This window comes from Ruegeria sp. CH5 (assembly GCF_056537025.1).
This window is the reverse complement of sequence record NZ_JBQFQT010000001.1, coordinates 494,582-509,213: the sequence shown is the minus strand read 5'-3', so window position 1 is coordinate 509,213 and position 14,632 is coordinate 494,582. Positions and strand designations below refer to the sequence as shown.

At 60.5% G+C, this 14,632-nt stretch carries 18 protein-coding genes and 1 tRNA gene; 5 read left to right on the top strand and 14 right to left on the bottom strand.

Annotation, left to right across the window (positions count from 1 at the left end):
- The first annotated feature begins 129 nt into the window (after positions 1 to 129).
- Positions 130 to 579: a type II 3-dehydroquinate dehydratase gene (aroQ, locus tag ACR0JC_RS02495; RefSeq protein WP_170339183.1), complete on the top strand. Its 450-nt coding sequence runs from the start codon at positions 130 to 132 to the stop codon at positions 577 to 579.
- Positions 579 to 1,331 (top strand): LuxR family transcriptional regulator, encoded by a 753-nt coding sequence (locus ACR0JC_RS02490; protein WP_093962957.1) that lies wholly within the window; start codon positions 579 to 581, stop codon positions 1,329 to 1,331. The genes aroQ and ACR0JC_RS02490 overlap by 1 nt, the downstream gene beginning before the upstream one ends.
- Positions 1,332 to 1,675: 344 nt before the next feature.
- Here ACR0JC_RS02490 and tsf read toward each other — a convergent pair whose 3' ends face one another.
- From tsf to ACR0JC_RS02465, 5 genes are all read right to left on the bottom strand, one after another.
- Complete coding sequence (gene tsf, locus ACR0JC_RS02485; RefSeq protein ID WP_093962057.1) at positions 1,676 to 2,551, bottom strand: translation elongation factor Ts; 876 nt, start codon at positions 2,549 to 2,551, stop codon at positions 1,676 to 1,678.
- Positions 2,552 to 2,627: 76 nt separating this feature from the next.
- A complete protein-coding gene (gene rpsB / locus ACR0JC_RS02480; RefSeq protein WP_170339186.1) occupies positions 2,628 to 3,407 on the bottom strand; it encodes a 30S ribosomal protein S2 in 780 nt (259 codons plus the stop codon).
- Between the two features lie 168 nt (positions 3,408 to 3,575).
- Complete coding sequence (olsA, locus tag ACR0JC_RS02475; protein ID WP_170339188.1) at positions 3,576 to 4,430, bottom strand: lyso-ornithine lipid O-acyltransferase; 855 nt, start codon at positions 4,428 to 4,430, stop codon at positions 3,576 to 3,578.
- Positions 4,417 to 5,172, bottom strand: a complete 756-nt coding sequence (gene olsB / locus ACR0JC_RS02470) for an L-ornithine N(alpha)-acyltransferase (protein ID WP_170339190.1) — start codon at positions 5,170 to 5,172, stop codon at positions 4,417 to 4,419. The genes olsA and olsB overlap by 14 nt, the downstream gene beginning before the upstream one ends.
- 108 nt (positions 5,173 to 5,280) lie before the next feature.
- A complete protein-coding gene (locus tag ACR0JC_RS02465) occupies positions 5,281 to 5,463 on the bottom strand; it encodes a DUF3553 domain-containing protein (protein ID WP_170339192.1) in 183 nt (60 codons plus the stop codon).
- 45 nt (positions 5,464 to 5,508) lie between these two features.
- On the opposite strand from ACR0JC_RS02465, the gene ACR0JC_RS02460 reads away from it, so the two are divergent.
- Positions 5,509 to 6,105: a histidine phosphotransferase family protein gene (locus ACR0JC_RS02460; RefSeq protein ID WP_170339195.1), complete on the top strand. Its 597-nt coding sequence runs from the start codon at positions 5,509 to 5,511 to the stop codon at positions 6,103 to 6,105.
- A 9-nt stretch (positions 6,106 to 6,114) separates the two neighbouring features.
- Here the strand turns inward: ACR0JC_RS02460 and ACR0JC_RS02455 are convergent, their stop codons facing one another.
- From ACR0JC_RS02455 to ACR0JC_RS02415, 9 genes are all read right to left on the bottom strand, one after another.
- Positions 6,115 to 7,377: a glutamate-5-semialdehyde dehydrogenase gene (locus tag ACR0JC_RS02455; protein WP_170339197.1), complete on the bottom strand. Its 1,263-nt coding sequence runs from the start codon at positions 7,375 to 7,377 to the stop codon at positions 6,115 to 6,117.
- 51 nt (positions 7,378 to 7,428) lie between these two features.
- Positions 7,429 to 8,535, bottom strand: coding sequence for a glutamate 5-kinase (proB, locus tag ACR0JC_RS02450; protein WP_170339200.1), 1,107 nt, complete (start codon positions 8,533 to 8,535; stop codon positions 7,429 to 7,431).
- On the bottom strand, positions 8,523 to 9,557 hold the full coding sequence (gene obgE, locus ACR0JC_RS02445; protein ID WP_170339201.1) for a GTPase ObgE: 1,035 nt from the start codon (positions 9,555 to 9,557) through the stop codon (positions 8,523 to 8,525). The genes proB and obgE overlap by 13 nt, the downstream gene beginning before the upstream one ends.
- Positions 9,558 to 9,594: 37 nt before the next feature.
- Complete coding sequence (locus ACR0JC_RS02440) at positions 9,595 to 10,131, bottom strand: GNAT family N-acetyltransferase (protein WP_170339204.1); 537 nt, start codon at positions 10,129 to 10,131, stop codon at positions 9,595 to 9,597.
- The gene (locus tag ACR0JC_RS02435; protein WP_149777268.1) at positions 10,128 to 10,736 is read right to left on the bottom strand and encodes a LysE family translocator; all 609 of its coding nucleotides are present in this window, start codon (positions 10,734 to 10,736) and stop codon (positions 10,128 to 10,130) included. The genes ACR0JC_RS02440 and ACR0JC_RS02435 overlap by 4 nt, the downstream gene beginning before the upstream one ends.
- Before the next feature lie 96 nt (positions 10,737 to 10,832).
- On the bottom strand, positions 10,833 to 11,102 hold the full coding sequence (gene rpmA / locus ACR0JC_RS02430) for a 50S ribosomal protein L27 (protein ID WP_005983052.1): 270 nt from the start codon (positions 11,100 to 11,102) through the stop codon (positions 10,833 to 10,835).
- Positions 11,103 to 11,113: 11 nt separating this feature from the next.
- A complete protein-coding gene (locus tag ACR0JC_RS02425; protein ID WP_170339207.1) occupies positions 11,114 to 11,728 on the bottom strand; it encodes a 50S ribosomal protein L21 in 615 nt (204 codons plus the stop codon).
- Positions 11,729 to 11,936: 208 nt separating this feature from the next.
- On the bottom strand, positions 11,937 to 12,743 hold the full coding sequence (locus ACR0JC_RS02420; protein ID WP_170339209.1) for a DUF2059 domain-containing protein: 807 nt from the start codon (positions 12,741 to 12,743) through the stop codon (positions 11,937 to 11,939).
- The gene (locus ACR0JC_RS02415; protein ID WP_170338641.1) at positions 12,743 to 13,585 is read right to left on the bottom strand and encodes a DUF2059 domain-containing protein; all 843 of its coding nucleotides are present in this window, start codon (positions 13,583 to 13,585) and stop codon (positions 12,743 to 12,745) included. Before ACR0JC_RS02415 ends, ACR0JC_RS02420 begins: the two co-directional genes overlap by 1 nt.
- A 123-nt stretch (positions 13,586 to 13,708) precedes the next feature.
- Here ACR0JC_RS02415 and ACR0JC_RS02410 point away from each other — a divergent pair.
- Together ACR0JC_RS02410 and ACR0JC_RS02405 are read left to right on the top strand one after the other, a co-directional pair.
- A tRNA-Ser gene (locus ACR0JC_RS02410) sits at positions 13,709 to 13,798 on the top strand.
- 207 nt (positions 13,799 to 14,005) lie between these two features.
- Positions 14,006 to 14,557 (top strand): hypothetical protein, encoded by a 552-nt coding sequence (locus tag ACR0JC_RS02405; protein WP_170339211.1) that lies wholly within the window; start codon positions 14,006 to 14,008, stop codon positions 14,555 to 14,557.
- Positions 14,558 to 14,632 lie beyond the last annotated feature (75 nt).

Below are 14,632 nucleotides of genomic sequence, written 5' to 3'. Positions count from 1 at the left end.
AACGACCTTCACGGTCGTTTCACCGCCTGTCCCCAAGACCGGACCTGCGCCCGCTCGCCTCATGAGAGCAAAGCCGGTAGACGCGTTTTCAATTCGCGGCTATGAAACAGGTATGGGGACAGAAAAATAATGCGTAGTATTCTTGTATTGAACGGACCGAACCTGAACCTGTTGGGCACACGGCAGCCCGAGGTTTACGGTCATACCACCTTGAAGATGATCGAAGACTTGTGCGTTTCGCATGGCGCATCGATCGGGTTGCGTGTCGAGTGCGCTCAATCAAACCATGAAGGTGTGTTGATCGATGCCATCCACGCCGCGCGCGGGACCCATGACGGGATCGTTCTGAATGCCGGCGCGTATACCCACACGTCAATAGCATTGATGGATGCCATTTCGTCAGCTCAATTGCCGGTGGTCGAGGTTCACCTGTCCAATATCCACGCCCGCGAGGCATTTCGGCACAAGTCCTACATCTCGGCCGTCGCCATCGGGCAGATCTGCGGCTTTGGCGCTCAAAGCTATGTTCTGGCGCTGGAAGCGCTGGCCGCGCATCTTCAGGAGGGTGGCGGCGCATGATGACGCTCAAGGAATACCTCAACTTTCTGAGCTATGTGAAAACCCTCGAGGAGCTTTGGGCCGCGCACACCGAACAGATGGCCAAGTATGGTTTTGACCGCCTATTGTACGGACACACACAATACCGCACCCAAACGTCTTTGGGCGACCCTGAAGACTTCGTGATCCTGACCAATCACTGCAAGGAATACATGGATGGTTTCCTTCGGGATGGTCTGTATTTCCACGCGCCCATGCTGAAATGGGCGCTGGACCACGAAGGGGCCGCAAGCTGGAGCATGATCCGCGAGATGATGTCCAGCGGCACGATGACCAACGAAGAACGCAAGGTGTACGAGTTCAACCGCTCGAAAGGGATCACCGTCGGCTACACGATCAGTTTCACTTCGGTGTCCATGCGGTCCAAGGGGGCAATTTCGCTGGCCGCTCTGAACCGCAGCCAGGACGAGATGGACGAGATGTGGGCTGAGCATGGCGATGATATCCTGCTGATGAACAACATCGCCCATCTCAAGATCCTGACCCTGCCCTACAATCCCCCGAACCGCGCCTTGACCAAGCGGCAGCGCGAGGCTCTGGAATGGGTGGGTGACGGAAAAACGACCCAGGACATTGCCCTGCTGATGGGACTGACTTCGGCGACTGTTGAAAAACACCTCAGGCTGGCGCGCGAGGCTCTCTCTGTCGAGACGACTGCACAGGCGGTTTTGAAGGCTTCGCTGCAGAATCAGATGTTCGTCATGGAGGTCTGAATCCGCTGTCGCGCGACAGTTGACCTTAGGTAAGGAATACATGACTTCCTAAAACTGCGCAGAAATTGCACATTGACCCTGTTCCGTGAGTGGTGGCTTTAGCCAAGGAACATTTGGACGGATCTTTGTATTGCCAAGGCTCTCCGTTCGCTCTGACAAAGGGCGCTTATTCGTCCGCGTGCCGATGTCGGAAATTTTGGGGGGCCTCGACCATCCCCATCTTGCGGGGCCCTCCAATTACTCCTCTGATCAATCGGAAATTCGCCAAAAAAAACCGGTCGCGCGTCGCGCAACCGGTTTCGGGTGTTTTTGGATCAGCCCGGAAAACCCGGGCCGAACAGACGTCAGCCCTGAGCCGCTTTGGCGACTTCGGCAGCAAAGTCTTCTTTTTCGACCACGATGCCTTCGCCAACTTCCAGGCGAACAAAACCGGTGATGGTTGCGCCGGCTTCCTTGGCCGCTGCTTCCACGGTCAGGTCGGGGTTCACAACGAACTGCTGGCTCAGCAGGGTCGATTCCGCGACGAATTTCTTCATGCGGCCCTCGATCATCTTTTCGATGACCTGCTCGGGCTTGCCGGACTCGCGCGCGATGTCCATCTGGACCTGCTTTTCTTTTTCGACAACGGCCGGATCCAGGTCGGCTTCGGACAGAGCGGCCGGGTTCACGGCTGCGATGTGCATCGCGACTTGCTTGCCGATGGCTTCATCGCCGCCCGACAGAGCAACCAGAACACCGATCTTGCCCATGCCGTTGGTTGCGGCGTTGTGGACATACGAGACCACGGTGTCGCCCGACAGTTTCGCCATGCGGCGGACCGACATGTTTTCGCCGATGGTGGCGATCTTGTCGGTCAGCGTGTCGGCAACCGATTTGCCGCCCAGATCAGCAGCCAGCAGTTCCTCAACTGAGTCAACGCCCTGGGCTGCGTAGGTGATCTTGCCGACCATTTCCTGGAACTCGGCGTTCTTCGCGACAAAGTCGGTTTCCGAGTTCACTTCGACAGCAACACCGTTGCCACCTTCGACGTGAACGGCAACCAGGCCTTCTGCTGCGGTACGGCCGGATTTCTTTGCGGCCTTCGCCAGACCTTTGGTGCGCAGCCAGTCAACGGCCTCGTCCATGTTGCCGCCGGTTTCGGTCAGCGCTTTTTTCGCGTCCATCATGCCTGCGCCGGTCGAGTCGCGCAGTTCTTTCACCATTGCTGCAGTGATTGCCATCTCTTGGCTCTCCTCAATTCAAACGGAATTGGGGCAGGTCTACCCTGCCCCATATGTCATTTACGTGACGGGCAGCTTACGCTTCGGTCGACGCTTCGGCTTCTTCTGCAACGGCTTCTTCAACCGGTGCTTCTTCGAACTCGCCCAGGTCGACGCCGGCGGCGCCCAGCTGAGCCGTCATGCCGTCCAGTGCAGCGCGTGCGGCCAGGTCGCAATACAGTGCGATTGCACGGGCAGCATCGTCGTTGCCGGGGATGATGTAGTCCACACCATCCGGCGAGCAGTTGGTGTCGACGACGGCCACAACCGGGATACCCAGTTTGTTGGCTTCTGCGATGGCCAGTGCTTCTTTCTTGACGTCGATGACGAACAGCAGGTCAGGGACGCCGCCCATCTCGCGGATGCCGCCCAGCGAAGCCTGCAGCTTGGCCTGGTCACGCTCCATGCCCAGACGCTCTTTCTTGGTCAGGCCTTCAGCGCCCGATTCCATGGCTTCGTCGATCTGGTTCAGACGGTTGATCGACTGGGAAACGGTTTTCCAGTTGGTCAGCGTGCCGCCCAGCCAGCGGTGGTTCATGTAATACTGAGCCGATTTTTCAGCGGCTTCGGCGATTGGCTGTGCAGCCTGACGCTTGGTACCGACAAACAGAACGCGGCCACCTTTGGCGACGGTGTCACGTACCGCCTGCAGCGCCTGGTCTAGCATCGGAACGGTCTGGGTCAGGTCCATGATGTGGATGCCGTTGCGTGCGCCATAGATGAAAGGCGCCATGCGGGGGTTCCAACGCTGTGTCTGGTGACCAAAGTGAACGCCAGCTTCCAGCAGCTGACGCATGGTGAACTCGGGAAGAGCCATGCTATGTTTTCCTTTTCCGGTTTTCGCCTTGGCGGGGGTGAAAGAAGCGTTTGCTCCAACCGGCGGCCTTGATGAGGATGTCTCCCTCAAAACGACCAAACCCCGCCTGCGGATTTGAATGCCGCGCGTATACGGCAGGTTGACTGACGGTGCAAGGGGCTTTTGCCCCTATTTTTCTGGCCGCGCCAAGGCATGCCCGTGGCGAACGGCCTGCTCGCAATGCGCGGCCAAAGCCTTGCGGTTATCGAAGTCGCTGACCCGCGCCGGAGAATGATAGATCAATTCGACCCGCCCCTGCCGCCGCGCGCCCAGCGTCTTCAGAAGATGCGGGGCAAAATCCATGTCCCCCCACCAGCCATAGAACCGGTCCGGCTGCCCATCGGGCGCGTGGTAGACCACCGAGACCGGCTGAACATACATGAAATCACGCAGTTCATCTGCAAAGAATGCCGCAAAAAGCGTTGTTTTGAATGGCAAAACCCGTAGGCCGTCCGTCGATGTGCCCTCTGGGAAAAACAACAGCTTGTGCCCGGCCTTCAGACGGTCTTCGAACAATCTGGTCTGCTCGCGCGCTTGCTTGGGATTGCGTTCGATGAACACGGTTCCGGTGGCACGGGCCAGCCAACCGATGCCGGGCCAATTCGCCACCTCGGCCTTGGACACGAAGTATACACGCTTGCGGGCGTTGAGCGCGAAGATGTCCAGCCAAGACGTGTGGTTGGCCACGACGGCTCCGCGCTGCTGCATCAGCTCACCCGAGCTTGAAAATCCGATCCCAAGAATTCGAAACGCATTGCGACACACGAATTGGGCAATGAAGGGCGTTACTGGTCGAAGCAGGCCAAAGATGGGTCTTTCGACCAGGCGCACAAGCAACAGAACGATCAGACCACCGAACACCAGCACAGCCAGAGGAAGCCCCCGCAGGATCACCAAAATCCAACCCCACACGCCCAACTCAACCGGGTCCGGGTCGTCCGAGCTGTGCCAGACAGCACCGTTTGGCACGTCACGCTCCGCCATAGATGCGTCTCTGTCTTTCGTTCATCCGAGTGGTGTCGAGGATCAGGCAAACGTCGGTGGTGTTGAAGGCATGGTCGATGAATGCCCCCTCGCCCACAAACCCGCCCAATCGAAGATAGGCCTTGATCAAGGCCGGAACTTGCAACATCGCACTCCGTCGATCCAGCGCATCTTTCGGAACCAGGTTCATGTTCTGATAAACATCCGGCTGCGCACGCACCCGCAGTTCGGGTGGAGCCAGGTGGTTGTGATGCAGCATCGACATAGGCTGGGCAAGGTGCTTGACGTCAGTGCCGTGAAAACTGGCAACGCCGAACAGAACCTCGATCTCCCGTTCGGACACATATTTCGCGAGGCCATTCCACAAATGATACATTGCGGTTCCGCCGCGATAGTCCGGATGCAGGCAGGACCGGCCGAGTTCCAGCAATTTGCGGCCGCTGTTTTTCAGAACGGTAAGGTCGTATTCATCCTCAGAGTAGAACCGTCCGACTTCAGCTACGCGGTCACCCGGCAACAGGCGGTAGACTCCGACCACTTCTCCGGTGACGTCGTCATAGGCCAGCATGTGATCAAAATACGGGTCGAACTGGTCGCGTTCCAGGCCCTCTGCATGATCGACCATCTCTCCGCCACCGCCCAATTCACGCACGAAGACGTCATAACGCAGCCGCTGCGCCGCGCGCAGTTCCTCGTCGGTTTCGGCAAGTTTGACAGTGAATGAAGGGCCCGTATCCGGCATGTGGAATGGTCGTCGTCTTGTTGCGATCCCAGCGCTGATACCGCAGCTGCGCGGCGAATGGCAACACGAACCGGGTGGCGAGCCCCGTTAACCTTTCCTAAACCAGTTTCATGGATCAAGAACCGGCATCAAGGCGATGCGTGTTCCGTCAATCACCACTTTGCCCTGGTCGCGAAAGTTCACGGTGATCTTGCCCCCAATATTGGACTGGACCTGTCCAACGCCCCAGTCGGGGAAATCTGGGTGGCGGACAAACATGCCCGGTGCAAGAATGGCATTCAGATCTGTCATGCGGCGGCTCCGGGTCGGGCATGGGGGATACCACAGGAGGTACGCATGAGCGACACCAACGTCAACCTAGCCGAGTTGATCGGCTCTCGGATCTGCCACGATCTGATCAGCCCGATCGGCGCGATCACGAACGGTCTGGAACTGTTGGAGATGGTTGGCGGCACCCAGGGCCCCGAGATGGAACTGATCACCGGCAGCGTTGGCAGCGCCGGGGCGCGGATCCGGTTCTTTCGCGTGGCCTTTGGCGGGGCCAGCGATCAGCCGCAGGGCCGCAGCGAAGTGACGGACCTGCTGCGCGATGTCGAGCGTGCGGGCCGAGTCCGGGTGCATTGGAACGTCACCGAGGCGATGCCGCGCAATCAGATCAAACTGGCCTTTCTGGCCATCATGTGCTGCGAAAGCGCCATGCCCATGGGCGGCGAGGTCAAGATCGACAGCGTGGGCGACAAATGGACGGTCACGGGTACGGCCGACCGCATGAATGTCGATCCCGACCTGTGGAAAGGTCTCCCGACCGGCACATTCGCCAACAAGGTCACGCCGGCGCAGGTGCAATTCGCCCTGCTGCCGCAGACGGCGGCCGCTCAGGGCCGCCGGGTGTCGGCCGAGACGGGCGCGACCCGCGTGGTGCTGCGGTTTTGACGCAGCGCCTCAGGCGCGCGTCGTGCCGTTGCCGCGCACCAGGTATTTGAAGCTGGTCAGCTGCGCCGCCCCCACCGGGCCGCGCGCGTGCATCTTGCCCGTGGCGATCCCGATTTCGGCGCCCATTCCGAACTCACCTCCGTCGGCAAACTGGGTCGAGGCGTTGTGCATCAGGATCGCACTGTCGAGCCGTTCAAAGAAGCGGTCGGCGGCGGACTGATCCTCGGTCATGATGCAATCGGTGTGGTTCGATCCGTATTGCCGGATATGCGCGATTGCATCGTCGATATCGGCCACCGGTTTTGCGGCGATGATGCTGTCCAAAAACTCCTTGCCCCAATCGTCATCGCTGGCCGGTAAGGTGCCGTCGATGGCCAGCGCACCTGCGGCATGGACCTCGACGCCCGCGGCCAGCAGCGCGGCGATCACGTCGTGCCCCAGCGTTTCCGCGATATCCTGATGCACCAGCAGGCATTCGGCCGCCCCGCAGATGCCAGTGCGGCGGGTCTTGGCGTTCAGCACCACGTCCAGCGTTTTCTGCGGATCCGCAGCCTTGTCGATGTAGATGTGCACGATCCCTTCAAGATGAGCAAAGACCGGCACCCGCGCCTCGCGCTGGACCAGCCCGACCAGCCCCTTGCCGCCGCGCGGCACGATGACGTCGACATAGTCGGTCATAGTCAGCAATTCCTGCACCGCCGCCCGGTCACGGGTCGGGACCAACTGGATCGCATCCTCGGGCAGGTTTGCGGCCTTCAGCCCCTCGACCAGGCAGGCGTGGATCGCGGTCGAAGAATGAAAGCTTTCGGAACCGCCGCGCAGGATCACGGCATTGCCCGACTTGAGGCACAGCGCCCCGGCATCCGCGGTCACGTTCGGGCGGCTTTCATAGATCACGCCGATCACGCCCAGCGGGGTGCGTACGCGGCGGATGTTCAGCCCCGAGGGCATATCCCATTCGGCCAGAACCTCACCCATTGGATCGGTCTGTTCGGCCACGGTGCGCAACCCGTCGACCATGCCCTGAATGCGCGTCTCGTCCAGCATCAGACGGTCCATCATAGCCGGGCTCAGACCCTTTTCGTGGCCGTAGTCCAGGTCTTTCCTGTTGGCCTCGATGATCTGCGCAAGGTTCCTCCACACAGCGTCGGCGGCGGCGATCAACGCGGCGTGTTTGCGCTCGGCCGAGGCAAAGGCCAGATCCCGAGACGCATCCTTGGCGCGCTTGCCAAGATCGGCCATCAGGGCGGGAATGCTATCAAAGTCCTTCATGTCATCTGCCTTTCCGGTCGTCGGACCAGCCAAATCTATCAGTTTTCGCGGCTACAAAGCCAGATCGTCACGGTGGATCATCACCGCACGGCCGGGATAGCCGAGTGCGTCCTCGATCTCGGAGGATTTGCGCCCCTTGATGGTGTCGGCCTCGTGCGCGGTATAGCGGCTGAGGCCCAATCCCAAACGCCGGCCTTCGTGATCCTTGATGGCCACCGGGTCGCCCCGTCCGAAATCGCCCGTCACTTCGACGATGCCGGCCGGCAACAGGCTTTTGCCATTCTCCAGCGCTTGCGCTGCCCCTGCATCGACCGTGATCTCGCCCCGCGGCTTCATCGCCGAGATCCAGCGTTTGCGCGCCGCATGCGGGTCCAGCTTGGCCTTGAACCAGGTGCTGTTCGCGCCATTGTTCAGCAGTTTCAGCGGGTTCAAAGGCGATCCTTCCGTAATCGCCATGTCACAGCCCGCCGCCGTCGCCATCTGCGCGGCCATCAGCTTGGTCTTCATGCCGCCCTTGGACAGCCCCGAACCGGCGTCACCGGCCATCGCCTCGATCTCGGGCGTGATCGCGTCGATCACGTCAAACCGGGTGGCGGATGGGTCTTCGGCTGGATTGCCGGTGTAGAACCCATCGACATCGGACAGCAGGATCAACTGATCCGCACCGACGGTCACGGCGATCTGCGCGGCCAGTCGATCATTGTCGCCGTATCGGATTTCATCCGTGGCCACCGTGTCATTTTCGTTCACGATGGGCACGACACCCAGCCCCAGCAAAGTTTCCAGCGTCGCGCGTGAATTCAGGTACCGGCGGCGGTTCTCGCTGTCTTCAAGCGTCACCAGAACCTGCGCCGTGGTGATGTCGTGCGGGGCCAACGCCTCTTCATAGGCTCGGGCCAACCTGATCTGCCCGACGGCGGCGGCGGCCTGGGACTGCTCTAGCGAGAGCGCGGTTGCGGGCAGGCCAAGAACACCGCGCCCCAGCGCGATCGAACCGGACGAGACCAGAACCACATCGGCCCCCTGCCCCTTGAGCCACGCCACGTCCTGCGCCAGCGAATGCAACCAGTCCGAACGCAGCTTGCCGGTCGCACGATCGACCAGCAACGCCGAGCCGATCTTGACCACCAGGCGCTTTGCGTCGGTCAGGGCTGCCACGTCTCGCGCTCCTCGGTGGGTTTCTGGCGCAGGCGGTTTTCGTCGATCCGGGCGCGCAGGGCCCGCAGAACCTCGGTCACGCCTTGCCGTGCGACGCCCGACATGGTCATGACAGGGCCGCCCACGGCCTCTTCCAATTCGGCCTTGGCAAGCTCGAGCTGTTCTTCGTCCAACGCGTCAATCTTGTTCAGCACGGTGATCCGGGGCTTGTCAGCCAGCGCGCCGCCATAGGCCTCAAGCTCGTGGATGATGGTGTGATAATCCTGCGCGATGGTCTCGGACGTGCCGTCGACCAGATGCAGCAACACCGCGCAGCGTTCGACATGGCCCAGAAAACGGTCGCCGATGCCGCGGCCTTCATGAGCGCCTTCGATCAGGCCGGGAATGTCGGCCACCACGAATTCCACGTTGTCCACGCCGACGACGCCCAGATTGGGATGCAGCGTGGTAAACGGATAATCGGCGATCTTGGGCCGAGCGTTCGATGTTGCGGCCAGAAAGGTCGATTTGCCCGCATTCGGCAGGCCCAGCAGACCCACGTCGGCGATCAACTTCAGACGCAGCCAGATCGTGCGGTCCACGCCCGGCTGCCCCGGATTGGCCCGGCGCGGCGCCTGATTGGTGGCCGATTTGAAATGCAGGTTGCCGAAACCGCCATTGCCGCCCCGCGCCAGAAGGACACGTTGCCCCACCTCGGTCAGGTCGGCGATCACCGTCTCCTGATCCTCGTCCAGGATCTCGGTTCCGACGGGCACGCGCAGAATGATGTCGTCGCCATCCTTGCCGGTGCGCTGCTGGCCTCGGCCGGGCTGTCCGTTCTTGGCAAAGAAATGCTGCTGATAGCGGAAGTCGATCAGGGTGTTCAGCCCGTCCACGACCTCGGCCCAGACGGACCCGCCTTTGCCGCCGTCCCCGCCATCGGGGCCGCCGTATTCGATGTACTTTTCGCGTCGGAAGCTGACGCACCCGCTACCGCCGGCCCCGGACCGGATGTAGACCTTTGCAAGATCGAGAAATTTCATGTCAGTCCCCTACTGCAAAGGCCCCATCGGCCACAAGTCAGAGTTTTTTGCTGTACGTCCAGGTGGGCACATTTGCGTCGCGCGCCACCGAGAAGCTTTCGGCATCGCCAAGATACTGGAACCCGCAATGGGTCAGGACCCGCGCCGAGGCGGGATTGTCCTGAAACACGCTGGCAAACATCGTGGCGTTTTCCAACGGATTCGCCTGAACCAGCGTTTCCACCGCCAGCGAGGCGATGCCCGTGTTCCAATACAAGGGCGCGACCCAATAGCCCACTTCGGACTGATTGCGATCCAGCCGCTTGAGCGAGATCACCCCGATCAACTCGGGCCCGCCATCCTTGGTGGCGTCCATCGCCCAGACGTCCTCGTCCCGGTCCTCGGCCATGGCGCGGGTAACGAAAGCCTCGATCGAACCGGGCGGCAAAGGGTGTGGAATCGACGTGGTCATGCGCGCCACGCGCTCGTCCCCGGCGTAGTGCTCGATCAGGCCCATGTCCGACCGGCGCAGCGGGCGCAGGTCGAACCGCTCGGTTTCAATGACCGGCTGATTTATGATTGCCTCAAGTTTCATTGGTGTGTTCCTCCTCCGAACAACACGAAAAGTACGGATGCAACAGTCAGACCCGCGAGAGTCCACATCAGATATTTTTCCGCCGGCCGTCCCGCAACCACGCGGGCAATTCTATCGCCCGCAAAGGTCCAGATCGGGTGCAGGACCAACTGGCAGGTCAACAAAACGAGCGCGATCGTGAGCGTCGCACTCAGCACCGACGTCCCCGCCGCGACGAACCCTGTGAATCCCGCGATGATCATCGCCCACGCCTTGGGGTTTAGCGGATGTACCACCAACCCAGCCCAGAAACCCGGAACCGACTCGCCCGCGTCCTGATGGGACAGGCGCAGGTTGGCGATTTTCCACGCAAGCCAGCAAATATAGGCCGCGGAAGCATATTTCAGAACCGCAAACGCGGTGGGGGCCTGTTCCGCCAGTTGCAGAAGGCCAAAGCCCAACGGCCAGATGATCAGCTGCTTGCCCAGAATCACGCCTGCCACGAAGGGCAGTGCCGCGCGGAACCCATAGCGCGCACCCGTTCCCAACAGGACCATGTTAGCCGGTCCCGGCGTGCCGACCTGGCTGGCGGCAAAGATCAGGAAACTGGTGGTTGCAACGGGCATCGGGGCTTTCGATCAAATCTGCGTCAAAACGAGAAAGGGGACCGGCACTTTGTGCCGGTCCCCCATGAATTTTTCTTAAACCTTCTGGGTTTCGGCTTACTCTGCGGCCTCCGCCACTGGCAGGACCGAAATGAAGGTGCGGTTTTTCAGTCCCTTGTGGAACTTCACGGCGCCATCGACAGTTGCAAAGATGGTGTGATCCTTGCCCATGCCCACGCCTTCGCCCGGCCAGAACTTGGTGCCGCGCTGACGCACGATGATGTTGCCTGCAACGGCGGCTTGGCCACCATACAGTTTCACGCCAAGGCGACGACCCGCTGAGTCGCGGCCGTTACGGGAGGAACCGCCAGCTTTTTTATGTGCCATTCTCTCTCTCCTTAGCCTTTGGCCAGATCTTTGGCCTGCTCAACCCATTCGGGTTTCACTTTGACCGTCTCGATAGCAGCAATCTGCTCGTCCGACAAGGCGGCCAGAGCGGCAAAGCTTTCGATACCGGCTTCGGCCAGTTTCTTGGCGGCTGCGGGACCAACACCGGTGATCTTGGTCAGATCGTCAGCGGCAGCAGCAGCGGCCGGGGCTTCTGCCTTGGCAGCGGCTTTCTTGGCGGGTTTCGCTGCTTTCGCAACTTCACCTGCCGGAGCCGAACCGGTTGCGGCCTTGACGCCCGACTTGTCCGCGCCCGAGGGCAGGATGTCGGTGATCTTGACCAGGGTCAGCTTCTGACGGTGGCCAACGGTGCGCTTCGAGCTGTGCTTGCGGCGGCGCTTGACGAATTTGATGACCTTGTCACCTTTGATCTGTTCGATCACTTCCGCCTGAACGGCCGCACCATCGATGAACGGCGCGCCGACCACCGGGGCGTCGCCACCCAGCATCAGAACGTCGTTGAATTGGACTTTTTCACCTGCGTCGGCAGCTAGTTTTTCAACGCGGAGCACGTCGCCCGCCTGAACCTTGTACTGCTTGCCGCCAGTCTTGAGGACTGCAAACATGCGTCTTTCCTTTTTCTACCGCGTTCTGTGGTCCCCGTCAGACGGGTGTTGCGGCCAAGGCCACCTCGAACAGCGCGCCCTTTTAGGGCGGATGAACGACCGTCAGGGCGCACCCGTCAGGCCAACAATAACGATACCCGGCGCGGAGGTTCCGGCCGGGATGCGCGCTTATCTAAGGTTCACAGGGCAAAGTCAACAGCAAACCGGCCTAAAGATCCGACGCTTGCAGAACCTGCGCCACCGTCACGCCCAGCTGGTATGACAACTCGTTGAACATAGTGTCCAGACCAGCGAACAAGGCGTTGTTCAAGGCCTGCCCTGCCTCGGTACGTGAAAAGGCGATATTCTCGCGCAGCTGGGCCTCGCTGAGAGGTTGGTACGCAAACAGGAGGAACGAGTACAGCCACTCGCGGGTTTGTTGCTCGGACTGCGCACCCTGCGCCAGCAATTGGGCCAACATCTCCCCGTCGTCGCCCGTGATGCCCTGCCCATCCGCCAACCCACGGAAGAAATTGTAATCGGCCTGCAACGCTCCACGCACGTTCCGATCAACAAGGTCGTTGATCTCGACATACTCATCGATCAGGCGAAAATAGGCCGCATCACGATCGGCCTCCCGATAGGCGGTCATGGCCATCTCTTCGATGGCTTCGTCGGAAAACGTTCGGCGGGCCGAGTTTTCCAAAGACACAACGGCGCGGCCAAGGTCGCTTTCGAAAAACAGCGCGGCCTGCTCCAATTGCCCTTCGGACATACCGCCAGCCAGCGCATCATGAATCTTGGCCTGCATCCAGGCCTTGTCGTACAAATCTTCAACCTGGGCCTCGAAAAACGATCCGCCCTCACCGTCCAGCAGGCTTTTGTCCAGTTCGCGCCCCTGCGCGACACCCTCATCACGCAGAATCTGCATCACGTCGGACAAATGCATTGCCTTGGTCAGGCGGTCGACCTGATCGGCCGTGACCGCACTGGCCCAACCGGCCAAAACCAGCCACAGAGCCAGAAACAACTGCATCAGATGTCCTGAGCCGGACGCAGTTCGGCCATGCGCGCCGCCAGCACTTCAAACCGCATGGCCATGATTTCGTACTGGATGGCGTTCAACAGCTCGTAGACTTCCTGCATCAGCGGCTGTTCCAGCGCTTTGGTATAGGCGTCGACATCCGCGTCAGAGAAATCCTGATAGGTGTAGGCCGCGTTGGCCAAGGCGGACAGTTGCAATGACTGCCGCATCTCGGGTTCGTTCAGCTTCATCATCTGGCGCAGCCCGTCCGCGTCCAATTGCAGGTCGATCACTCCGGCGGCGCTGGCGGCCAGCAGGAACCGAAGCTGGATCTCCTGCAATGCCCGCAACGAGGTTTCGCTGGCATCGATGGCACTGTTCATTCGCTTCAGGCTTTCGATGCGGCTCGAACCGGACTTGACCAGATCGGATATGATCTCCTGCCCCTCAAGTTGCTTGGCTTCGTCATCCTCGACAAGGTGCGAGGCATTTTCCGCCTCGACAAGCCGTTGCCCCAGATCCGAAGCATAAAACTCGACCGCGTGGTTCAGGGCCTCGTCGCTCAGCGTCTGTTCGAGAATCGCAACCGCTGTTTCATGCATGTCATCGGTGTCGAACACCTCTTCCGTCAGACGCGTCCATTGCGAGCCAAAACCCTCGGGGTCGATCCCCAGCATCTGAGGCGCCGAGGCCGAGGCCAGTGCGATGCTTTCCAGCGCCACGTCAAAACCCGTCGTCGTCAGAAAAGCCTCGATCCGATCCCGACTGGCGGACAAGGCGGTCTGAGCCGTCAGAGCGAACGCGAACACGGGCAGGATGAGCAGAAGCGAAATGCGGTGCAGAAGATGTCTCATACATATCAGCCTAGGAGATTTCGTCGGACTGGCAATGGAAAATCCTCGGTTTGGCGAATTCGGGAATTTTCTGCTTGCACCCCTCGGCGATCACAACTAAATCCCCCCCTCACAGACCCCCGCGGAGAGGTGCCGGAGTGGTCGAACGGGGCGGTCTCGAAAACCGTTGTGGGTGCAAGCCCACCCAGGGTTCGAATCCCTGTCTCTCCGCCATAACTTCCCATTGACGCCCCCTTTCTTGTTCGCCTGATGGTTGCAACCGTGTATTTTCGCCGGTGGCGTGTTGTCGCCGCCGATAGTCTGATTGATCAGCGCCGAGTGGCCCAAACCCCGAACATGCGCCGAATTTTTGGGATTTCCCCTTTGATCTCAGGTAGTTTCTCCCCACATCAGCGGCACACATCCGAAAAGGAGACCCCAATGTCCCGCATTATCATCCTGATTATCATCGCCGGATTGGGTGCCGGCGCGTATTTCTACCTGAATCAGCCCGAGCCCACCCCGGCCGAGAAACTGCAATCTGCCGCCAAAGAAGCCGGCGAGGCCGTCGGCGAGGCCGCAACCGCAGCCCAGGAAGCCGCCAGCGAGGCGTTGTCGACGGCGACGCAACAAGCGGGTGACGCAGCCTCGGCCGCCGTCGAACAGGCCGGTGAAGCAGCTGAGCAAGCTGGTCAGACAGCCACGGATCTGGCTAACCAGGCCGGCGATGCTGCGACGGATCTGGCCAACGAGGCAGGCGATCAGGTTGCAGCCCTCACTGCCCAAGGGCAGGAGTTGCTGAATACCTGGGTTGACGAAGGCATGCTGTCGGCCGAGCAGTTCGACTATGACGCGATGGTTGAATCCGTGAAAAACAGCCAGCTGAGCCAGGAAATCCAGGACCAGGTGATCAAGATCCTCGATGGCATCAAGGAAGCGCCGGAAACGGCTGCGCTCAAGATCCAGGAACTGCGCAACCTGTTGACGCAATAAAATCATTCGACAAGGCCGGCAATTGTCCGGCCTTGTCACACCTGCACCGGCTTCCCAATTCCCCAACGTTAACCC